The organism is Kribbella sp. NBC_00709, from assembly GCF_036226565.1.
In the GTDB taxonomy this organism is placed as follows: domain Bacteria; phylum Actinomycetota; class Actinomycetes; order Propionibacteriales; family Kribbellaceae; genus Kribbella.
The window spans coordinates 6,972,910-6,994,167 of the sequence record NZ_CP108996.1; the positions used below are offsets into that span (position 1 = coordinate 6,972,910).

Here is a 21,258-nt window from a genome sequence, read left to right on the forward strand (position 1 = left end):
CCGTAGCTTGCGCGCCTGTCCACCCGAGGAGCTCGATGCCGGACGAACTTCTGCGCCCGACGATCGGCGCGGGTGTGGACATGTCCGTGCGCCCGTGGCGGTTGATGTCGCAGGCGTACGTCGCCTTCTTCGGCGGCGTGATCGCGTCCACGACCGTTGCGTTCCTCAACTCCGGCCGGCTCGGTGTCGACGCCGCGAAGCGCCGGCTCATCCTGCTGACCGGACTCGTCGGCCTCGTCGCCGTCGTCGCGCTGTTCGCCCTGCTCGGTGGTGACGGCCTGCAAGTGAGCACTCGCGTGGTCGCCGTGCTGTGCTTCCTGGTCCAGCTCCGGGTCCAGCGTCCGATGGATCGCGCATTCCAGCTTCGAGGCACGGACTACGGATCGCTGTGGCGGGTGGGAATCCCGGTGACGATCGGCGGGGCGGTCGCCGAGTTCTTGATCCTGCTGCTGGTGACGGTGATCCGGTGAACGACCCAAGCGAATCGCGCCTGCAGATGGCTGCGCACTGGCTGCGGATCGGCCACGCCGAACGCACGCTCGACGAGCTCCAGGGGCTGAGCGGCGACGCGGCTGTCAACTACCGCGCGTACCTCCTCCGCGGTGCCGCGCTGCACTCCCTCGACCGGAACGCCGAGGCTGTCGACGTACTGCGGGACGGGTTGGCGCAGCACGGCCCGTTCCCGGCGATGCTCCACGTGCTCGGCTCAGCGCTGCGAGCCGAGGGTCGGCTGCCCGAGGCCGAGGCCGCATTCCTGCAAGGCCTGAGCCTTGACCCGAACGAACCCGATCTCCTGCTCGGCTACGCGCGCGTCTGCCTGGCCGCGGGCCAGGCTGGGAAGGCGGGCGCTCTGGTCGAGCGTGCCGCGTCGCACGCGCCGGAGAGCGCGGCCGTCTCGTCGGCCCGTGCCCAGGTGGCGTTTGCGCTCGGCAAGGACCGCGACATGCACCGCCACAGCACGGAGGCCCTCGCCCACGATCCCGAGGATCCGAACGCCCGGGCCCTGCATGGTACGGCGTCGATGCTCACCGGCGACTCGCGTTCCGGCTACACCTCGCTCGCGTCCGCGGCAGCGGCCCAGCCCGGTGACGCGGACCTGCGCGAAGCGGCCCGCCAGGCGAAGCTGATCAACCATCCGCTGATGCTTCCGCTGCGCCCGTTCGCCCGGGTGAATCCGCTGGTCGTCTGGATCTGCGTGGTCGCGGTCATCTACGGCCTCCGAGCCGTAGGTCTCGCGCCGCTGTCGTTCGCGTTCGCCATGATCTGGTTGGCGTTCTGCGTGTATTCGTGGGTGGTCCCACCGCTGGTCCGCCGCTGGATCAACCGGAAGTGGGGCCGATGACTGTATTGGATGCCGCGACTCCGTCGCGGGGGCCATGGGGCTGTGACTCCCGGCCTTCCCTCGTCGCTCCGGTCGCTTCGCTCCCTCCACTCCTCAGTCCAGGCCGGGAGGCCCCATGACCGGCGATCGCATCGAAGCATTGCGCAAGGCTGTCGAGAGCAGTCCGGATGACGTGATGCTCCGGCTTCTCCTGGCCGAGTCGCTGGCCACCGCCGGCGAAAACGAGGAGGCCCTGGACCAGTACGTCGTACTGCTTGATCACCGGGGGTTGCCGGACGACCAGTTCGTGCCGGTCGGTGAGCTGGCCGCGGCGAACGGGCGGCTCGCCCTGCTGCGGAACCTGCTCGAAGCGGCCCGCCAGCAAGGCGTCGTCGAAGGCACCGGGCGGCTGCAGCAGCTCGTCGACGGCATGATCGCCGAGCGCAGCGGCGTACGGATCAAGGTCGGTCCCGAGGCGGAGTCGGATCCTCTGAGCACCGAGGCGATGAAAGAGACGACCACCTTCGACCAGGTCGGTGGGATGGAAGAGATCAAGCGGGTGATCCACCGGATGGTGATCCTCCCGCTGAGCCGGCCGGAGCTGTACGAGAAGTACGGGCGCAAGTCCGGCGGCGGCGTGATGCTCTACGGACCGCCCGGCTGCGGTAAGACGCTGCTCGCGCGGGCGACCGCGGGGGAGTGCGGTCTGCCGTTCGTGAACGTCCGGATCGAAGACGTGATGGACCCGTACCTCGGGGTGTCGGAGCGCAATCTGCACGCTGCCTTCGAGCGTGCCCGCGCCAATGGGCCGTGCGTGCTGTTCCTCGACGAGCTGGACGCACTGGCGTTCGCGCGGCACAAGCACGGCGGGTCCGAGGCGCGGCGGCTGGTCGACGTACTGCTGCAGGAGCTCGACGCGATCGGCTCCGAGAACGACGGCCTGCTCGTGCTCGCCGCGACGAACGCGCCCTGGGACGTGGACGAGGCGATGCTCCGGCCGGGCCGCTTCGACCGGGTGATCTTCGTGCCGCCGCCGGACGAGCTGGCCCGCGCGGACATCCTGACGGTGCTGACGAAGGACGTCCCGGCCGACGGGCTCGACCTGAAGGCGCTTGCCGGGCAGACGCCGATGTTCAGCGGCGCGGATCTGCGGGCGCTGATCGAGCGCGGTGTGGACAAGGTGATCGACGAGGCGCTCTCCACTGGAGGCGAGCCGCCGCTGGACATGCGGCACCTCACCGAGGCGCTGGCCGCGGTGAAGCCGTCGACGCTCGACTGGCTGCACCGCGTCCGCTCGTACATCGAGTTCGCCAACCAGAGCGAGCGGTACGACGACGTGGCGGCGTACCTGAAGTCCCGCGACGTACGCCGCCGCCTCAACCGAGAATCAAAGGGCTAACTCATTTCACCTTGGACGCCGCGGAGTCCGGCATTGCTTCGTAGCGGGAGAACTGGCGGCTGAAGGTGGCCGCGCCGTGGGACAGGGACCGGAGATCGATGGTGTAGCGGGTGATCTCCACCTGCGGTACTTCGGCCTTCACCAGCGTCCTGTCGTCGCCGACCTTGTCCGTGCCGAGCAACCGACCGCGGCGCCCGGACAGATCGCTCATCACCGCGCCGACCAGCTCGTCCGGTACGAGGACCGACACCAGGTCCACCGGCTCGAGCATCGCGACGCGCGAGGCGGCTGCCGCCTCGCGCAGCGCCAGCCCGCCGGCCATCTGGAACGCCATGTCGGACGAGTCGACGCTGTGTGACTTCCCGTCCAGCAACGTGACCCGGATGTCGACCATCGGATACCCGGCCGCGACGCCTTTCTCCATCTGCGCCCGGACGCCCTTCTCGACGCTCGGGATGAACTGCCGCGGCACCGCCCCGCCGACCACCTTGTCGACGAACTCGAACCCGCCGCCCTGCGGTAGCGGTGCGACCTCGATGTCGCAGACGGCGTACTGACCGTGCCCGCCGGACTGCTTCACGTGCCGCCCGTGGCCCTTGGCCGACCCGAGGAACGTCTCCCGCAGCGGGACCCGGAGCTCGACCGTGTCGACGGTCACGCCGTACCGGTTCGCGAGCGCATCCAGCACGACGTCCGAGTGCGCCTCGCCCATGCACCACAGCACGATCTGGTGGGTCTCCGGGTTCTGCTCGATCCGCAGCGTCGGATCCTCGGCCGCCAGCCGCTGCAACCCGACCCCGAGCTTGTCCTCGTCGGTCTTCGCGTGCGCCTGGACCGCGATCGGCAGCAACGGCTCGGGCATGTTCCACGGCCTCAGCAGCAGCGGGTCCACCTTGTCGGACAGCGTGTCACCGGTCTCGGCCCGGGTCAGCCGGCCGATCGCGCACATGTCGCCGGCGACCACCGTCCCCGCCGGCCGCTGGGTCTTGCCGAGCGGGAACGACAGCGCGCCGATCCGCTCGTCCTCGTCGTGGTCCTCGTGCCCGTGCGACGCACCGTCGTGTGCACCGAAGAAGGACGTGAAATGGCCCGACACGTGAACCGTCGCGTCGGGCCTGATGGTGCCGGAGAACACCCGCACCAGGCTGACCCTCCCGACGTACGGGTCCGACGTCGTCTTCACCACCTCGGCGAGCAGCGGCCCGTCCGGGTCGCAAGCCATGCCCGTGCGGGCGACGCCGTGCGGTGTGAACACGTCGGGGATGGTGTGCTCGGGCGGCGACGGGAACCCGCTGGTGATCACCTCGAGCAGCTCGAACGTGCCGATCCCGGAGGCACTGCAGACCGGGATGACCGGGAAGAACGAGCCGCGGGCGACCGCTCTCTCCAGGTCCTCGATCAGCACCTTCTGGTCGATCTCCTCGCCACCGAGGTACCGGTCCATCAGCGACTCGTCCTCGGACTCCTCGATGATCCCCTCGATCAGCGTGCCGCGGAGCTCCTCGATCTCGTCGGCGTACGCCGCGTCCGGGGCCGAGGTCGAACGTTTGCCCGCGGTGTAGGTGAAAAACGTCTGGGAGAGCAGCCCGATCAGCCCGTCACCAGCGGGCAAGTAGAGCGGGAGGACCTTGTCGCCGAACGCGCCCTGCGCGGTGGCAAGCGCATTCTGGTAGTTGGCGCGGGCATGGTCGAGCTTGGTGACCACGACGGCCCGCGGCATCCCGACCTGGTCGCACTCCTGCCACAGCGCCTTGGTCGGCTCGTCGACGCCCTCGCTCGCCGAGATCACGAACAGCGCGCAGTCGGCCGCGCGCAGGCCGGCCCGCAGTTCGCCGACGAAATCGGCGTACCCCGGGGTGTCGATCAGGTTCACCTTCACGCCGTCGTGCGGCAGCGAGGCCAGCGACAGGCCCACCGAGCGCTGCTGCCGGAGCTCGGCGTCGTCGAAGTCGCACACGGTGGTTCCGTCCAGGACGGTGCCGGGTCTGTTCAGGACTCCGGAGGCCACCAGCAGGGCCTCGACGAGGGTGGTCTTGCCGGAGCCGGACGGGCCGACCAGGACCACGTTGCGGATGGCGGCCGGGCTGTCCACAGCGGGCGCGGCTCCGGTGCCTTGGGAAGCATTCGTCTTGTCTGCCATGACGTTCCTCCTGGTCCACCCACGATTCCCCTAACGGACACTTCGCACAAGAGCCATCCGGTAGCGGATTCGTCCCGGAGGTCCCACCTCCGGACCCTCGCGCTGGATAGTCTCGCGGGCATGCGTAAGGCACTCGGGGTCGTCATCAGCACGCTGGTCGCCGTCCTGGCACTGGCCGGATTCGCTGTCCCGGCGTCAGCGGACGCGGGTGACGAGATCAGGAACTTCAAGATCGAGTACACCGTCTCGGCCGACGGTGTGCTGCACGTGACCGAGACGATCGACTACGTCTTCGGGAGCACCGGCCGGCACGGCATCTATCGGGACCTGGTCACCCGGGAGCCGTACAAGGACGACGACTCGAAGGACCAGGAGTACCAGGTCTCGAACATCAAGGTCTCCACGCCCACACCGAATGTCTCGGCCGAGTTCACCACGGACACGTTCCAGGAGAACAACCAGCGCAACGAGAACACCCAGATCAAGATCGGCTCGGCGAACAGCACCGTCCCCGGCGACGAGGCGACGTACGTGATCTCGTACGACGTCCGCGGCGCGCTGCGGCACTTCGCCGACCACAGCGAGCTGTACTGGGATGCGACCGGTAGCGCCTGGTCAGCGGTGATCGACCAGGTCACGGTCAACGTCACCGTCCCGCAGGGCGTCACCCAGGTCGACTGTTTCTCCGGCGAGGCCGGGTCGACGCAGACCTGCCCGCAGAAGTCGGTCGTCGGCCAGCAAGGCGTCTTCGGCGCGTCCCAGCTCCAGCGAGGGCAGCAGCTCACGGTCGTCGCCGGCATCACCGCCGGCGCGGTCCAGAACGACACGCCGATCCTGGTCGACCCACCGAACTGGCTCGAGCGCAACGGCCTGTCCTGGCTCTCGCTGATCGGCGCCGGCCTGGTGACCGCGGTCGCGATCGTCGCCGCCGCCCTCTACGCCAAGCTCGGCAACAAGGACCAGCGGTACGCCGGGATGCCGCCGGGGACGTTCCCGCCGGACGGGGTCGCGGCCGAGCCGGTCAAGGACGAGCTGAGCACGGACCAGCTCCCGGTCGCGTTCTCGCCGCCGCGGATCCCGGTCGCCGAGGGCGGCCTGCTGATCGACGCGAAGGCGACCACGGTCGAGACGGCCGCGACGCTGATCGACATGGCGGTGCGCGGCGGCGTACGGATCGACAACACGGGCGACTCGCAGAAGGCCGTGCTGCTGAATCCCGCGGTCGCGACCGCACCGCACGAGCAGGCACTGATGTCGGGGATGTTCCCGACGCTGCAGCCGGGGTCCGAGGTGGTGCTCGAGCGCGGCGCGGTCGGAGAGAACGCCATGCGGACCGCGCACACCTCGATGATCACCGCGCTGCGCGAGCAGGTGAAGCAGCGCGGGTGGTACCTGCGGATGCCGCGAGCCGGCGGCGGTTCCGTGTTCAAGAACGGCTTCGGCTGCGCGTGCATGGCGATGATCGTGATCTGGGTGTTCGGCGCGGGCTTCATCGGCACGATCACCGCGGCGGCGACCGGCGGCGCGGGCCGGGCGATCGTGATCGCGGTCCCGGTGGTCGCGGTGGTCGTTGCCCTCGGCATCTGGATCGCGATCCGCAGCCGTGGCCGGCGGAACCCGGCCGGGCGGGCGGTGACCGACCAGTTGATCGGCTTCCGGAAGTACCTGGCGACGGCCGAGGCGGACCAGTTGCGGTTCGAGGAAGGCGAGGACATCTTCTCGAAGTACTTGCCCTGGGCCATCGCTTTCGGGATCGCCGACCGCTGGCAGCGGGTGTGCGAGCAGCTGGTCGCCGCCGGCCGGATCACACCGGATCCGGTCTGGTACTACGGTCCGTCCTACTACACCTCCGGCTGGACCGCGGGCGCGGTCAGCTCGACCGTCGCAAGCACCTTCGACCCGCCGCCGACCCCGTCCAGCTCCGGCGGTGGCGGCGGCAGCTCCTCCGGCTTCAGCGGTGGCTCGTCCGGCGGCGGTGGCGGTGGCGGAGGCGGCGGAAGCTGGTAGTAGTCACGGCCCCTACGCTCGGTAGTGTCGCGCGCATGCGTCGAGCACTCGGGGTCGTTGTCAGCATGCTCGCGGTCGCGATGGCGCTGGCCGGGTACGCCGTGCCCGCGTCGGCCGCCATCGGTGACCGGGTGCGGACAATGGCGATCGACTACACCGTCACGGCCGACGGGGTGCTCCACGTGACGGAGACGATCAACTACCACTTCGGCGACCCGGACCGGCACGGGATCTTCCGCGACCTGGTCATCCGGGAGCCTTTCGTGGACGACGCGTCGAAGGACCAGAAGTACGCGGTGTCGAACATCCGGGTCTCGTCGCCGACGGCGCCCGACGCGTTCGACACCTCGACGACGAAGACGAACAAGGCCCGCAACCAGGTACTGCGGATCAAGATCGGCTCGTCGGGCAAGACGGTTCCCGGCCAGGATGCGACGTACCAGCTCAGCTATGAGGTGCGAGGTGGGTTGCGGCACTTCGCGGACCACAGTGAGCTGTTCTGGGACGCGACCGGGTCCAGCTGGGAGGCGCCGCTCGATCACGTGGCGATCAGCGTGACGGTGCCGCAGGGCGTCCAGCAGGTCGCGTGCTTCGAAGGCCCGCCTGGGTCGCAGGACAGCTGCAACGAGAAGAGCATCCGCGCGGGCACGGCGGTGTTCACGCAGGAGACCGATGTCGTGCGCGGCGAGGGACTGACGATTGTCGCGGGCATCAAATCCGGTGCCGTGAGCAACGACGCGCCGATCGTCGCCGACCCGCCGGGCGTCCTCGAACGGTACGGACTCAACCTGCCGGTGGTGCTGCTGTCGGCAGTGCTCACGCTCGGCGTGATCGTGACGGGCAAGCTGCTCGGCCGGCGTCGCCGGGATCTCCGGTACGCCGGCATGCCGCCGGGAACCGTGCCGCCCGAAGGTCTCGCGCCGCAGACGGTCATGGATCGGCTGGACGAGAAGGAGATCCCGGTCGCGTTCGCCCCGCCGGACATCGCGGTCGCGGAGGGCGGGCTGCTGATCGACGGGAAAGCGGACACGACCGAGGTCGCAGCGACGCTGGTCGATCTGGCCGTGCGCGGCGCAATCCGGATCGAGAGCGATGACGACGTACGGACGGCGGTGCTGGTCGACGTCGCGGCCGCGACGGCACCGCATGAGAAGACGCTGCTGAAAGGGCTGTTCCCAAGGCAGGAACCGGGCGCCCAAGTGCGGCTGCTGACGCCGACGGTGGGGGACACCCGACCGGCGCGGGCCGCGGAGAACATGGTCGACGCGCTGCGGGAGCAGGTCGAGGAGCGACGCTGGTACAGCCGGATGCCGCGACGGTCGAAGGTCGTGGAGTCGGCCGGCTACGGCTGGGTGCCGCTGGGGTGCGGGGTGTTCCTGGCGGCGCTGGCCGGCCTGATCGGGCTGATCGTGTGGATGGTGAAGTTCGGCGCACCCAGCTGGCTGGGTCCGGCGATCGTTGTCGTCGTACCGGTGCTGGCGGTGCTGAACGGCGTACTCGACGTGATCCTCCAGCGGCGCCGCGGGCGTCGTACGGCGCTGGGCCGGGCGCTGACGGATCAGGTGATCGGATTCCGCCGGTACCTCACCACGGCCGAGGCTGATCAGCTGCGCTTCGAGGACGGCGAGGACATCTTCAGCCGGTACCTGCCGTGGGCCGTCGTCCTGGGTCTCGCCGACCGTTGGCAACAGGTCTGCCGGCAGTTGGTCCAGTCCGGCCGGCTGACCGCCACACCCACCTGGTGACCACCTACTACGAGTCCAGCTGGACCGCGAACAGCATCACCACCACCTTCGCCGAGCCACCCACCCCGTCCGCCGGAGGAGGAACCTCCTCCGGCTTCTCCAGCTCGAGTTCCTCCAGCTCCTCAGGCGGGGGCGGAGGCGGCGGGGGCGGCGGCAGCTGGTAGGCGAGACGTCAGACGGCTCCGCCTGCGGCGGTGGGTGCGGTGGGGTCGGAGCCGGCGGCGCCGACGACCTCGCGGGCCAGGAAGTCCTCGAGGTGGAAGAGGTTGTCGCCGGCGCGGTTGGCCACGTTCACCAGGGTCTTCATCGCGGCGACCTCCTCGACCTGCTCCTTGAGGAACCACTGCATGAATTGCTCGCCGATGTAGTCGCTCTCGTCCCGCGCCGTCCGGGCCAGCGTCTCGATCTGCTTGGTGACCGTGATCTCCTGCGCCAGCGCGAGCTCGAGCGGCTCGAGCGCGGTTTTGAAGTCGGACTCGACCTCGCCCACCGACGGGATGTGCGGCCGGATGTCCTTGTCCAGCAGGTACTGGACCATCATCATCGCGTGGTTGCGCTCTTCCAGCGACTGCTTGTAGAAGTGCGCGGCCAGCTGTGGCAGGTCCTGGTCGTCATACCAGACGGCGACTGCCACATACTGCTGTGACGCCGTGAATTCGTTACGGATCTGCTCCTGCAGAAGTTTTTCGTACGTGCTCATTGCGTCAATCTAATGGCCATCGGCCGATTCCACACGCTTGGCGAGGCTGACCTAAGCGATTCGGTTCCGGCCCAGTTCGACCACCTCGACGCCGCCGGGCAGGCTGATCCGCACCGTCGTACCGTCCACGGCCACATCGATGCCCTCGGCAAGCGCTTCCGGGCGCAACGCGTCGCGGGTCAGCAGGACGGCGTTCACCAGCACCAACGGCTCGCCGCGATGCGGGGCGGTCAGGTACGGCGTAGCCGAGTGCGCACCGAACGGATTCACTCCGAGCCCGCGATGCACGCCTGCATCGTCGTACCCGTGCAGGCCGACCACCGCCGACACCAGTCCGTCGTCGTTCCGCGCCGAAGCCACCACTGCCTCAGCGGTTGCCGTCGGCAATGACTCGCCGGCGACCGCGAACCCGCCGCTGCGTACCGACGCACCGGCCGGGCCCTCGACCAGCGCACACCGGATCTCCCACCCGCTGTGTACCACGGACGTGATCTCGATCGCCCACGGACCCTCGGTTCCGAGCCACGCCTTCTGCCACGAGGACGCCCTGTGCTCATCCACCCCGAGCCGCCGGATCCGCCCGCGCCCGCTGGCGGCACCGTCAGCGGAGACCAGCGAGATCAGGTTGTCGATGTGCGGCTCGTGGTCGGACAGGTCCGGCCCCGCGTGGTTCGCGTACGCCAGCCGGTTGTAATGCGGATCGCCCGCCGGCTCCACACCCGCAGGCTCCGCGACCGGCGCGTGGTCGGCGCCGTGGTTCACCAACTGCACGACCTGGTCGTGCCGGCTCGCGTGCACGATCCAGCCCGGCTTCGGCATCGCCCGCAGCTGATCGGCGTCGTCGAGCGGAACCGAGTCCTCGGGGTCCGTCCACACCGGGTGCTCCGGCGACAGGATCAGCCCGACGAACCCCTTCGAAGCCCAGTACGGCGATCCAGGTCCGGAGTACTGCTGCGTCGTCGGCAGGAACGTGTCGTACCACCCGAGGGTCAGCACGCCACGCTCATCCGGTACGCCGTGCTGCACGAAGTGCCGGGCGACGCCCGAGCACAGCCGCCGCGTCTGGCCCGGCGTCAGGGGAGTGGAGTCGAGGATCGCGCCCATCCAGTATGGCGTCGCGGCCGCCATCCGGTAGGTCAGCGATCGCCCCTGGTAGATCGGCGCGCCGTCGTTCCCGACGAGGTACAACGCATCTTCCAGGAACAGCTTGATCCGTTCGCGGTATGCCTTCAGCCGGTCCTCGTACTGCGCGCCCGGGGTCGCGGCGGCCATCCGCGCCCACAGTCCCGGGTAGAGGTGCATCGCCCAGCCGATGTAGTTGTCGAAGTTCTGCCCGTCGCCGTCGGAGTACCACCCGTCGCCGACGTACCAGTCCTCGATCCGGTCGAGCCCGCCGTCGATGTCGTCCTGCGAGTACGGCGCTCCGACCGAGGCGAGGAACTGCTCGCTCACGACCTGGAACAGCCGCCAGTTGTTGTCGTGCGTCGTCGACCCGTTGAAGCCGCCGAGCCACTCCGCGACGTGCTCCTGCGCGCGGGTGTCGAGCCGGTCCCAGATCCATTCGCGGGTCTCGTGCAGCGATACCGCGATCGCGGCGGCCTCCACCATCTGCTGCGACCTCGGGGTGAGCCGCAGCCAGGCCTCGGGGTGGTCCGGGTTCGCGCCGTTCGCGACACCGCGGGCGTACCGCTCGATCAGTTCCTCGCAGCCTTTGCCCTGGACACCGGCGATCCGGAACGCCGCCAGCATGAACGACCGGGCGAAGCCTTCCAGCGCATCGGACGCCGTACCCGATCGGCTCGGCCGGCCCGGGAGCTCGACCAGGGAGGCGCCGGGGGAGAAGTACGGCACCAGCGAGTCGAGCAGATGATCCGCGAGCGCCTCCCAGTGCGCCCGGCTCCACCCGGTCTGACGAGAAAGCACGCGATCGGTGTCGGGGAGAACGAGGCGGGTCATGCAAGCCTTCCGAGTTCGGTTTGGGTGACGGCGTGCTGCAGGGGCTGACCGGTGGCGAGGCGTTCCAGTTCGCTGACGGCGAGTTCGCCGAGGCGGGCGATCTCGTTGCCGACGGCACCGGCCACGTGCGGGGTGACGAAGACGTTCGGCAGGTCGAGCAGCGGCGAGTCCGGCGGCAGCGGCTCGGGATCGGTGACATCGAGTACGGCGTCGATGCGACCGGACACGCACTCGCTCAGCAACGCCTCCGCGTCGATGATCTTGCCCCGGGCGGTGTTGATCAGCACCGAGCCGTCCTTCAGCAGACCGAGCAGCCGCCCGTCCACCAGGCCGACCGTCTCGGGAATCAGCGGCGCGTGCACGCTGAGGATGTCGCTGCGCCGGAACAGCGCGTCGTTGTCGACCAGTTCGGCTCCGAGCGCCGCCGCCTCGTCCGCGGTCAGGTACGGGTCGCTGATCAGGACCTCCAGATCGAACCCGCGCAGCCGCTCCGCGACCATCTTCGCGATCCGTGACGCTCCGAGCAGGCCGACCGTCGTACCGTAACTGCCCGGCATCCCGTGCGGGTCCGCCTTCCGCCGCTCGGTCCGGTACTGCGCCGCGAGGCGGAACGCCCGCTTGCCGGCGAGCACGATCGCCGCGACCGTGAACTCGGCGACCGGCTGCGCGTTCGCGGTGGCCGCCGACGACACCTGGATGCCGCGGTCGAACGCGGCCGGGTCGACGATCGCCTTGACCGAGCCGGCGGCATGCAGGATCGCCTGCAGCTTCGGCGCCGCCTCGAGGACCTCCGGACCGATCCGCGGGCAGCCCCAGCCGGTGAGCAGTACGTCGACGTCCGGCAGCGCCGCCCGGACGGCGGGGTCGGCGAGGAAGCTGGTCCCCGGACCGACCGGGAGCACGGTGGCGATCTCCTCGAGCCGCTGCCGGACCCGCGGCACCAGGACGCGGGCCATCGCGTCGTCGTGCATCGCCAGCATGACGGTCAAGGCGGAATCTGGTTCGCTGCTCACGACGACCAACCTAGCAAGCGCTTTCCCAAGCTGTCGCGCCGACCGCCGAGTCTTGGAACATCCTGAATGTTCCGCCAGGCCGGAATGTGTTGGAATGCGTTGGGCGTTGTCATCAGGAGAGGGCAGGATAGAGGGGCCTGACCGCCCTGTTGGCAACCATGAAGGAGAACGACGATGCTGCGACCGGACGACCTCTACGAGATCGTCGACGAGTCGGTGGCTACCGGCCCGGCGGCGACGCCGAAGGTCATGGTGCATTCACTGGACGGGTTCATGGACGCGGGCCAGGCGGGCCGGGTGACCGCTGATCACCTGCTCGAGGTGCTCGACCACCGGCTGCTGGCGCGGTTCGACATCGACCTCCTGCACGACTACCGGGCCCGGCGGCCTGAGGTGACGTTCGCCGAGGACCGGTTCACCGACTACACCCCGCCGCACCTCAGCCTGCACATCGTGACCGACGACGCCGGGGTTGAGTTCTTGCTGCTCGAGGGCTCCGAGCCCGACAACCACTGGGACCGGTTCGCCGGAGCAGTCCGGCAGCTGATCGAGCGGTACAACGTGACCCTCACGGTCGGCGTCCACGGCATCCCGATGGGCGTGCCGCACACCCGGCCGCTCGGCCTGACCGCGCACGCGACGCGGCCCGAGCTCGTCACCCGCTCGAACATCTGGGACGGCGAGATGGTGCTGCCCGCGAGCGCCGGCACTCTGCTCCAGGTGCGCCTCGGTGAGGCGGGCAAGGATGCGATGGGCTTCGCCGTGCACGTCCCGCACTACCTGGCCGAGAACCGCTTCCCGGGTGCCGCGCTGGCCCTGGTGCACGCGATCTCCGCCGCGACCGGCCTGCTCCTCCCTAGCAAGGCCCTGCTCGACGAGGCCGCCGTCACCGGTCGGCTGGTCGACGAGCAGGTCGACGCCTCCGAGGACGCAAGCGCAGTCGTCAAGGCGCTGGAAACGCAGTACGACGCCGCCGAAGGCTCCGTGAGCCGCAAGAGCCTCCTGGCCGACTCCACTCCGTCCGCGGATGAGCTCGGCGCCGAGGTGGAGCAGTTCCTGGCCGAGCTCAACCGCGAAGACAACGACTGACCCGTTGCAGATCCGGGCCGGCGGCCTGTCAGGATGAGGCATGCCTGAGTCGCTGGAGGATCTGGTCGAGCTGCTCGACCTCGAGATGATCGACGTCGACCTGTTCCGGGGTCGTCAGCCGCAGACCTCGATGCAACGGGTGTTCGGCGGTCAGGTGCTAGGACAGGCGCTGGCCGCCGCGAGCCGCACGGTCGACCCGGAACGCCTGGTGCATTCCCTGCACGGGTACTTCCTGCGCGCCGGCGACACGTCCGTACCGATCGTGTACCGGCCGGAGCCGACCCGCGACGGTGGGTCGTTCAGCAGCCGGCGAGTGGTGGCCTCGCAGAACGGCAAGCCGATCTTCTACATGTCAGCGTCGTTCCAGCGCCCGGAGCCCGGCCTCGACCACCAGGATCCGATGCCGGACGACGTCGTACCGCCGGAGGAGGCGCCCCGGCTCGCGACCGTGCTCGAGGCTCGCTCGGGCCGGCCCGCCGCGGATTGGGATCGCGAATGGGCGGCGCTCGACGTACGCCTGGCCGGGGTCACCGGCCGGCAGTTCTGGATCCGTGCCGCCGGCAAGCTTCCCGACGATCCCGCGCTGCACGCGTGCGTCCTCGCCTATGCCAGCGACCTCACGCTGCTGGGCGCCAGCCTGCTACCGCACGGCATCGTGATCGGCGACCGTCGCATCCAGCCGGCGTCCCTGGACCACGCGCTCTGGTTCCACCGTCCGTTCCGTGCCGACGAGTGGCTCCTGTACGACCAGGCGTCTCCGTCGGCCTCCGGCGCGCGAGGCTTCGCCACGGGCCGCCTCTACACCCAGTCCGGCGGCCTGATCGCATCAGTAGCCCAGGAAGGTCTGATCAGGCCCGTCGGTCTGGACTCTGATCTGCTAACGTAGAAACGTGATCAAGCGCGCAGTAGTGACGACGACGCCGAGGTTCGTCCCGGCGCGCTGACATCTGACTGTCTACCGAAGCCCCGGGGCGAGTGCCCCGGGGCTTCGTCGTTCCCGTGGTGGCTCGCCCTGACTCACAAAGGAGTGACCACCATGTACGACCACCGCAAGATCGGCCGCGAGCTCGGCCTGTTCGACTCCGACCCGTTGATCGGCGCGGGCCTGCCCTACTGGCTGCCCGCCGGTGCCGCGGTCCGGCACGCCTTGGAGAGCTACATCGCCGAGGTCGAGCGAAGAGCCGGCTACCAGCAGGTCTATTCGCCCGTGCTCGGCAAGCGAGAGCTGTACGAGATCTCGGGGCACTGGGCGAAGTACCACGACGACATGTACCCGCCGATGGATATGGGCGGTGAGCAACTAGTACTGCGGCCCAGCATCTGCCCGCATCACGCGCTCATGTACCGCTCCCGCTCGCACAGCTACCGCGAACTCCCGCTCCGGTACTCCGAGCTCGGCGGCCAGTACCGCGCCGAACTCTCCGGCGCGATCGCCGGCCTCAGCCGGGTCCGGGCGATGCAGCTGAACGACGCGCACATCTTCTGCCGGCTCGACCAGGTCGCGGGAGAGGCAGAGAGCGCTCTCCGGCTGATCAACCAGGCGTACGCCGACATGGGCATCAGCGCGTCCCGGTACGTCCTGGCGCTGCCCGCGGAGGACGCCGAGTTCAACAGTCCATCGAGCAAGTACGTCGGTGACGCCGCGAGTTGGGCGCAGGCCGCCGGGATCCTTCGCGACGTGCTCAAGGATGCGGGCATCGACTACGAGGATGCGCCCGGTGACGCGGCCTTCTACGGGCCGAAGATCGACATCCAGGTGGAGGATTCGGCCGGCCGCGAGTTCAGTCTGTCGACCGTCCAGATCGACTTCCATCAGCCGGCCGCGTTCGGCCTCGAGTACGTCGGTGCCGACAGCAACAAGCATCGGCCGGTGATGGTGCACCGGGCGATCGTCGGCAGCATCGAGCGGGCGATGGCACAGCTGATCGAGGTGCACGGCGGCGCGTTCCCGGCGTGGCTCGCGCCGGTGCAGCTCGTCGTACTCCCGATCTCCGACGACGAGGAGAAGCGTGCGGTCGAGGTCGCGCGGCGGGCGTCGGATCGCGGTCTGCGGGTCGAGATCGCGCATGCCGACGAGGGCAGCCTCGGCGCCCGGATCCGCGAGAACCGGTTGGCGCCGTACCAGGCGGTCATCGGCGCCCGCGAGGACGCCGCCGGCGAGCTGGCGATCCGCGAGCGCGACGGCGGGAAGCACGAGCCGGCGCCGATCGGGGAGGTGCTCGACCGGATCGCGAAAATCAGTTTGCCTGCAGCTGTCCGATCAGGTGAGTGACCTCGTGCGACTCGTCGTACAGCGCGAAGTCGACCGTCTTGCCGGTCTGCTGGTACCCGAACTGGACCCGGGACGGCAGCAGTAATGGCTTGCGGAAGTCGACGCGGACCGTGAAGGCGTCGGGCAGGTGCCCGGCGCGCTGAATGGACGCGAGCGCGGCAGCCTTGGCCCACATCCCGTGCGCGATCTGGCGCGGGAATCCGAACGCCTGCGCGGTCAGCTTGAACAGGTGGATCGGGTTCCGGTCGCCGGACGCGGCGGCGTACCGGCGGCCGAGGTTGCCGCGCAGGTCCCACCACGCGTCGGCCGGGAGGACCGGGTCGGGCAGCAGGTCCGCGTGCGCGCCCGGGGTCCCGGCCGTGCGGCTGAGCAGCGTGGTGAGATCGCTCCACACCAGCTCGTGGTCGACGAAGACCTCGCTGATCACGTCGAAGACGGTGCCCTTCGGGTGCGGGCGTTCCGGCGTACTGTGCACGCGGATCGACGGCTCGGCGTGGATCGGGATCGGCTGCTTCTGCGTGATCGTGTTGGACAGATGCACGATCCCCATCGGCTTGTACGGGAACGAGGGGTCGGACATCAGGTCCAGGTGCAGCGGGAACGCCAGCACATGCGGGTACGTCGACGGCAGTGCCGGCCCGGCCTGGAACCCGGTGACGTCGCGGTACGCCGTGAGGTGGTCCTGGTCGATCGCCGACCGGGGCAGCTCGAGCGTCAGGCCGTCCTCGTTCGGCTCGTAGTCGGCTCTCCTGAGGGTTGCGCGGACCGTCCGGGCGTAGAGCTGGCCGAACTTCGGCGAGTCGTCGTACCGTCGGGTCGGCATGTCAGGCGCCCAGCATGCTCTGGCCGCAGACCCGGACCACGTTGCCGGTGACGCCGGCCGACGCCGGATCCGCGAACCAGGCGATGGTTTCGGCCACGTCGATGGGCAGGCCGCCCTGTTGCAGGGAGTTGATCCGGCGGCCGACCTCGCGGATCGTGAACGGGATCTTCGCGGTCATCTCGGTCTCGATGAACCCGGGCGCGACGGCGTTGATCCGGATGTTCCGATCGGCCAGCTTCGGCGCGAGCGCCTGGACCAGACCGATCACGCCGGCCTTCGAGGTCGCGTAGTTCGTCTGGCCGTTGTTGCCCGCGATCCCGGCCATCGACGAGACGCCGATGATCGAGCCGCCGTCCTTGAGCGCACCGGACTCGACCAGGTGCTGCGTGATGCGCTCCGGGGCGCGGAGGTTCACGTCGAGGACCGCGTCCCAGGTGTCGGTCCGCATGTTCGCGAGCCGCTTGTCCCGCGTGATGCCGGCGTTGTGGACGACGATGTCGAGCCCGCCGTACTGCTCCTGGGCGTGCGCCGCGATCCGTTGCGCAGCGTCGACCGCGGTGACGTCGAGCAGAAGCTCGGAGCCGCCGAGTCTGCTCATGACCTTGCGCAGCGGATCCGCGTTCTGCGGTACGTCGACGCCGATGATGGTCGCGCCGTCGCGGGCGAGGGTCTCCGCGATCGCCGCCCCGATTCCACGGGCTGCGCCGGTCACGAGCGCCGTCCGGCCGGCGAGCGGCCTGGCCGGGTCGTTGCTGACGAGCGGACCGGTCCCGATCCGCGCCACCTGACCGTCGACGTACGCCGACTTGGGGGAGAGGAAGAAGCGGAGCGTCGAGTCGAGTTGCTCGTGGGCGTCCGGGGCGACGTACACGAGGTTGACCGTGGCGCCGCGCTTCACCTCCTTGCCGAGGCTGCGGGTGAAGCCTTCGAGTGCGCGCTGTGCGACCTGCTGCCCGGTGGACGTCGCGAGCTCCGGCGTCCGGCCGACGACGATCACGCGGCCGGCCGCGGCGAGCTGGCGGATGACGGGGGAGAAGAAGCGCTGCAGGCTGGTCAGGTCCGCGGTCGTGGCTGCGCCGGTCGCGTCGAAGACGAGCGCCTTCGGGCGGATCCCGATCGACGCGACGCCTTCGGTCGCAGTACTGAACGAGGCTCCGATGTCGCGCAGCAGGGCCTGGATCGCCTTGCCGGCGTCGGTTTCGCCGATCGCGCCGAAGACGACCGGTCCGTCGATCACCGGCGACCCCTCGACCCAGCGCTGCAGTGGCGTCGGGTCAGGCAGGCCGAGGTTCTTGACCAGGGTCTGCCCGAGCGGTGTGCGGGTGAAGGTCTGGTAGCGGTCCGTCATCTCAGCTCCTACTTCTCGAGGATGGCGACGACACCCTGGCCGCCGGCGGCGCAGATCGAGATCAGGCCCCGGCCGCCGCCGTTCTCGTCCAGTTGCTTGGCCAGCGCGGCGACGATCCGCCCGCCGGTCGCCGCGAACGGGTGACCCGCGGCCAGCGAGCTGCCGTTCACGTTCAGCTTGTCCCGGTCGATCTCGCCGAGCGGTGCGTCCAGGCCGAGCCGCTCCTTGCAGAAGATCGGATCCTCCCACGCCTTCAACGTGGACAGCACCTGGGAGGCGAACGCCTCGTGGATCTCGTAGTAGTCGAAGTCCTGGAGGCTCAGTCCGGCTCTGGCCAGCATGCGAGGGACGGCGTACGCGGGCGCCATCAGGAGGCCCTCGGCGCCCTTCACGTAGTCGACCGCGGCGGTCTGCGAGTGGGTGAGGTAGGCGAGCGGGCGGAGGCCGTGCTCGGCGGCCCACTCGTCGGTGCTGAGCAGGACGGCCGAGGCGCCGTCGGTCAGCGGGGTCGAGTTGCCGGCGGTCATCGTCGCGGTCTCGCCCTTGCCGTACACGGTCCGGAGCTTGGCGAGCTTCTCCAGCGTCGTGTCGGGCCTCAGGTTCTGGTCCTTCTCCAGGCCCAGGTACGGCGTGATCAGGTCGTTCTGGAAGCCGCGGTCGTAGGACTTCGCGAGGTTGATGTGGGAGTTGTACGCGAGCTCGTCCTGCGCCTCCCGGGTGATGCCCCACTCGAGCGCGGTCAGCGCGGCGTGATCGCCCATCGACTTGCCGGTGCGCGGCTCGGCGTTGCGGGGGATCTCCGGCACGACGTCCTTCGGGCGGACGCGGGCGAGGACCTTCAGGCGGTCCGGATACGTCTTGGCGCGGTTGAGGTCGAGCAGCACGTTGCGCAGGTGGTCGTTGACCGCGACCGGCGCGTCGGAGGCGGTGTCGACGCCACCCGCGATGCCCGCGTCGATCTGGCCGAGCGCGATCTTGTTGCCGACCAGGATGGCCGCCTCGAGCCCGGTGCCGCAGGCCTGCTGGATGTCGTACGCCGGGGTGGTGGCCGCGAGCTTGGAACCGAGGACCACCTCGCGGACCATGTTCCAGTCGCGGGCGTGCTTGAGGACCGCGCCGGCGACCACCTCACCGACCTCCTGACCGCCGAGCCCGGCCCGGTCGACGAGGCCGTTGAGCGCTGCGGTGAGCATGTCGGAGTTGGACGCGTGCCGGTACGTCTTGTCCTGCCGGGCGAACGGAATCCGGTTTCCGGCGACGACGGCCACCTTGCGGGTCTCGGTCACGATGTCTCTCCTTTGGACTTTCGTGCGGTGGCGGAAGGTCGCTTGAGTGCTATACGTCCCACAGCGGTCGCCAGGGTCGCGGTGATGGCAGTCTCTCGCACGGTACCGACATCCGCGTGATGCACCACCGGATGTCCTGGTTGCCCGCTCGACACGATCAGCCCGACCCTTGCCATATGCAACGATCCGAGTGTCTGCGTGTACAGGTGATTGGCCAGGTAGGCGGTGTCGACCTCGTCGAACACACCGGTGCGCTGGCCGGCCGCGAGGATCGCCGCGATCCGGTCGAGCGGCGCGGCCATCGCCGTACCCAGCTTGATCATCACCGGCTCGGTGATCTCGCCGAACAGCTCTTCGCCGGTACGTCGCAGCAGGCTCATCGCGCAGTCGGTGAAGGCGGGGTACGCCAGGCAGAAGTCGACGAATGCCTCACTGAGCGCCTTGAGGCGGTTGAGCGGTGCGCGGCGGGCGTTGTCCTTGGCGGTGAGGCGTTCGTCCAGCTCGCCGAGGTAGTCGACCAAGGTGAGCGCGAACAGCTCCTCCTTGCCGGCGAAGTGCCGGTAGATGAGCGCCTTGTTGATCCCGACCCGCTTGGCGATATCGTCGATCTGGGCGTCGATCGAGCCCCGCTCGTCGAACAGTTCGCGGGTCGCGCGGATGATCTCCCGCTCCCGGTCGCGACGACGCTCCGCCGTGGTCCGGCGGCGTCCGATCGCGAGCAGCGCGGAGCTCATGGACCGATCTTAGCCACAGTGGTACCCCTTGGTGCAAACGACGGTTACACTCGTCGGTAACATCGTACTGCCCCTGTTTGCTCGTCGGAGGATGTTGATGGCTGACCCTGTTGTGTCCGCGGACGTGATGTCTCTGGCCGGTGAGCTCGGCGCCGAGCGGTCCAAGCCGGGCTGGAGTTCCTTCTCACTCGCTCTGAACGAGGAGCAGAAGGAGATCCGCGACTGGGCCCACACCTTCGCCGCCGACGTGATCCGCCCGGCCGCGGCCGAGTGGGACGAGCGCGAGGAAACCCCGTGGCCGGTGATCCAGGAGGCCGCCAAGATCGGTCTGTACGGTCTCGACGCTAACGTGAACTTGTTCGTCGATCCGTCCGGATTGCTGATGCCGCTGGTCCACGAGGAGCTCTTCTGGGGCGACGCCGGCATCGGGATGTCGCTCAAGGGCACCGGTCTGGCATCGTCGGCGATCTTCTCCAACGGCACCCCGGAGCAGTGGAGCCAGTGGATGGGCCGCTGCTACGGCACGGTGGACGACGTACAGGTGGCTGCTTTCTGCTCGTCCGAGCCTGGCGCCGGCTCGGACGTGTCGGCGATCCGCACGCGGGCCGTGTATGACTCCGCCACTGACGAGTGGGTGATCAACGGGCAGAAGGCCTGGGCGACGAACGGCGGGATCGCGGACATCCACGTGGTGGTCGCGACGGTCGATCCTTCCCTTGGTACGAAGGGCCAGGCGGCATTCGTCGTACCGCGGACCGAGGTACACGGACTGCAGATGGGCACGAAGCTCCGCAAACACGGCCTCCGCGCCTCGCACACCGCCGACGTCTTCTTCGACAACGTCCGCATCCCCGCCGCAAACGTCCTGGGCGGCAAGCAAAAACTGGACGAACGTCTGGCCCGAGCCCGCGAGGCTGCCGCCGGAAATGGCAGCTCGTCCGGCCGCAACGCCTCGATGGCCACCTTCGAGATGACCCGCCACATCGTCGGCGCCCAAGCCATCGGCATCGCCCGCGCCGCCTACGAAGTAGCCCTCGACTACGCCAAGACCCGCGAACAATTCGGCCGCCCGATCATCGACAACCAAGGCATCGCCTTCAAACTCGCCGACATGGCCCTGGAGATCGACGCCGCCCGCCTCCTGGTCTGGCGAGCCGCCAACATGTCCGCCGCCCTGATGCGAGGCGAAACCCCCGACTACCGCCACGGCGAAGGCTCCATGGCCAAACTCAAGGCCGGCGAAGTAGCGGTCAAGGTCACCGAAGAAGCCATCCAGATCCTCGGCGGCAACGGCTACACCCGCGAATACCCAGTAGAACGCATGCACCGAGACGCCAAGATCTACACCATCTTCGAAGGCACCTCCGAAATCCAGCGCCTAGTCATCGCCCGCGCGATCTCAGGCATGCGCATCAGGTAGACGTT

Annotated in this window: 17 protein-coding genes; 9 read left to right on the forward strand and 8 right to left on the reverse strand. The window is 69.1% G+C overall.

The window, feature by feature from the left end:
- Window positions 1–35: 35 nt before the first annotated feature.
- The 3 genes from OHA18_RS34110 (at window position 36) to OHA18_RS34120 (ending at window position 2,720) form a co-directional block, all read left to right on the forward strand.
- On the forward strand, window positions 36–470 hold the full coding sequence (locus OHA18_RS34110) for a hypothetical protein (RefSeq protein ID WP_328999469.1): 435 nt from the start codon (window positions 36–38) through the stop codon (window positions 468–470).
- The gene (locus OHA18_RS34115; RefSeq protein ID WP_328999470.1) at window positions 467–1,342 is read left to right on the forward strand and encodes a tetratricopeptide repeat protein; all 876 of its coding nucleotides are present in this window, start codon (window positions 467–469) and stop codon (window positions 1,340–1,342) included. Before OHA18_RS34110 ends, OHA18_RS34115 begins: the two co-directional genes overlap by 4 nt.
- A 115-nt stretch (window positions 1,343–1,457) precedes the next feature.
- Complete coding sequence (locus OHA18_RS34120) at window positions 1,458–2,720, forward strand: tetratricopeptide repeat protein (protein WP_328999471.1); 1,263 nt, start codon at window positions 1,458–1,460, stop codon at window positions 2,718–2,720.
- 1 nt (window position 2,721) lies between these two features.
- On the opposite strand, the gene OHA18_RS34125 is transcribed toward OHA18_RS34120, so the two are convergent.
- Window positions 2,722–4,860 (reverse strand): elongation factor G-like protein EF-G2, encoded by a 2,139-nt coding sequence (locus OHA18_RS34125; protein WP_328999472.1) that lies wholly within the window; start codon window positions 4,858–4,860, stop codon window positions 2,722–2,724.
- A gap of 120 nt (window positions 4,861–4,980) precedes the next feature.
- Here OHA18_RS34125 and OHA18_RS34130 point away from each other — a divergent pair, with 120 nt between their 5' ends.
- Together OHA18_RS34130 and OHA18_RS34135 are read left to right on the forward strand one after the other, a co-directional pair.
- Entirely contained in the window at window positions 4,981–6,867 is a 1,887-nt protein-coding gene (locus tag OHA18_RS34130) for a DUF2207 domain-containing protein (protein ID WP_328999473.1), read from the forward strand.
- Between the two features lie 35 nt (window positions 6,868–6,902).
- Complete coding sequence (locus OHA18_RS34135; RefSeq protein WP_328999474.1) at window positions 6,903–8,612, forward strand: DUF2207 domain-containing protein; 1,710 nt, start codon at window positions 6,903–6,905, stop codon at window positions 8,610–8,612.
- A 172-nt stretch (window positions 8,613–8,784) separates the two neighbouring features.
- Here the strand turns inward: OHA18_RS34135 and OHA18_RS34140 are convergent, their stop codons facing one another.
- Genes OHA18_RS34140 through OHA18_RS34150 form a run of 3 tightly spaced genes read right to left on the reverse strand, consistent with a single transcriptional unit; the run spans window position 8,785 to window position 12,281 of the window.
- Window positions 8,785–9,312 carry a ferritin gene (locus tag OHA18_RS34140; protein WP_328999475.1) on the reverse strand — a complete coding sequence of 176 codons (528 nt, stop codon included), beginning with the start codon at window positions 9,310–9,312 and terminating at the stop codon, window positions 8,785–8,787.
- Window positions 9,313–9,363: 51 nt separating this feature from the next.
- Entirely contained in the window at window positions 9,364–11,268 is a 1,905-nt protein-coding gene (locus OHA18_RS34145) for a DUF2264 domain-containing protein (RefSeq protein ID WP_328999476.1), read from the reverse strand.
- Window positions 11,265–12,281 (reverse strand): hydroxyacid dehydrogenase, encoded by a 1,017-nt coding sequence (locus tag OHA18_RS34150; RefSeq protein WP_328999477.1) that lies wholly within the window; start codon window positions 12,279–12,281, stop codon window positions 11,265–11,267. Before OHA18_RS34150 ends, OHA18_RS34145 begins: the two co-directional genes overlap by 4 nt.
- Before the next feature lie 174 nt (window positions 12,282–12,455).
- On the opposite strand from OHA18_RS34150, the gene OHA18_RS34155 reads away from it, so the two are divergent.
- From OHA18_RS34155 to thrS, 3 genes are all read left to right on the forward strand, one after another.
- The gene (locus OHA18_RS34155) at window positions 12,456–13,370 is read left to right on the forward strand and encodes a proteasome assembly chaperone family protein (protein ID WP_328999478.1); all 915 of its coding nucleotides are present in this window, start codon (window positions 12,456–12,458) and stop codon (window positions 13,368–13,370) included.
- 40 nt (window positions 13,371–13,410) lie between these two features.
- Window positions 13,411–14,256, forward strand: coding sequence for an acyl-CoA thioesterase (locus tag OHA18_RS34160; protein WP_328999479.1), 846 nt, complete (start codon window positions 13,411–13,413; stop codon window positions 14,254–14,256).
- Window positions 14,257–14,406: 150 nt separating this feature from the next.
- The gene (gene thrS, locus OHA18_RS34165) at window positions 14,407–15,642 is read left to right on the forward strand and encodes a threonine--tRNA ligase (RefSeq protein WP_328999480.1); all 1,236 of its coding nucleotides are present in this window, start codon (window positions 14,407–14,409) and stop codon (window positions 15,640–15,642) included.
- Here thrS and OHA18_RS34170 read toward each other — a convergent pair.
- From OHA18_RS34170 to OHA18_RS34185, 4 genes are read right to left on the reverse strand one after another with little or no spacing between them, the layout of a single operon-like run.
- Window positions 15,608–16,465 carry a MaoC/PaaZ C-terminal domain-containing protein gene (locus OHA18_RS34170; RefSeq protein WP_328999481.1) on the reverse strand — a complete coding sequence of 286 codons (858 nt, stop codon included), beginning with the start codon at window positions 16,463–16,465 and terminating at the stop codon, window positions 15,608–15,610. The two genes, thrS and OHA18_RS34170, sit on opposite strands and share 35 nt — an antisense overlap.
- A gap of 1 nt (window position 16,466) precedes the next feature.
- Window positions 16,467–17,813, reverse strand: coding sequence for a 3-oxoacyl-ACP reductase (locus OHA18_RS34175; RefSeq protein ID WP_328999482.1), 1,347 nt, complete (start codon window positions 17,811–17,813; stop codon window positions 16,467–16,469).
- A gap of 8 nt (window positions 17,814–17,821) precedes the next feature.
- The gene (locus OHA18_RS34180; protein WP_328999483.1) at window positions 17,822–19,099 is read right to left on the reverse strand and encodes an acetyl-CoA C-acetyltransferase; all 1,278 of its coding nucleotides are present in this window, start codon (window positions 19,097–19,099) and stop codon (window positions 17,822–17,824) included.
- Complete coding sequence (locus OHA18_RS34185; protein WP_328999484.1) at window positions 19,096–19,833, reverse strand: TetR/AcrR family transcriptional regulator; 738 nt, start codon at window positions 19,831–19,833, stop codon at window positions 19,096–19,098. The genes OHA18_RS34180 and OHA18_RS34185 overlap by 4 nt, the downstream gene beginning before the upstream one ends.
- A 97-nt stretch (window positions 19,834–19,930) precedes the next feature.
- Here OHA18_RS34185 and OHA18_RS34190 point away from each other — a divergent pair, with 97 nt between their 5' ends.
- Window positions 19,931–21,253: an acyl-CoA dehydrogenase family protein gene (locus OHA18_RS34190; protein ID WP_328999485.1), complete on the forward strand. Its 1,323-nt coding sequence runs from the start codon at window positions 19,931–19,933 to the stop codon at window positions 21,251–21,253.
- Window positions 21,254–21,258 lie beyond the last annotated feature (5 nt).